Origin of the sequence: Microbacterium maritypicum MF109 (assembly GCF_000455825.1) — a bacterium.
In the GTDB taxonomy this organism is placed as follows: Bacteria; Actinomycetota; Actinomycetes; order Actinomycetales; family Microbacteriaceae; genus Microbacterium; species Microbacterium maritypicum_A.
The window spans coordinates 1-232 of sequence record NZ_ATAO01000042.1; the positions used below are offsets into that span (position 1 = coordinate 1).

At 69.4% G+C, this 232-nt stretch carries 1 protein-coding gene; it reads right to left on the minus strand.

What is annotated here, in order from left to right:
- Positions 1-10 precede the first annotated feature (10 nt).
- The coding region (locus L687_RS0120820; RefSeq protein WP_235045207.1) for a hypothetical protein at positions 11-232 on the minus strand (222 nt) is incomplete at its 5' end.

A 232-nucleotide genomic window follows, 5' to 3' on the forward strand; every position in this document is an offset into this window, starting at 1 on the left:
GCGCTACGCCTCAGCGCCGCGTCAGGCCGAGCTGTGCGAGTGCGTGATCGACTGCGCGCGGATCCTGCCTGCGGGTCTGCTGGTCGCGCAGCAGGTCGAGGGCGATCTCACGTCGCTCGGCACGTCGGGAGATGCGGTGCTCGACGTACGCGGTGAGATGGTCGGCGAGTCGCAGCAGCCCGCGTTCGGTCTGCGTCGGAGCCACCAGGTGAAGCGTCGCGCTGGTCATGAT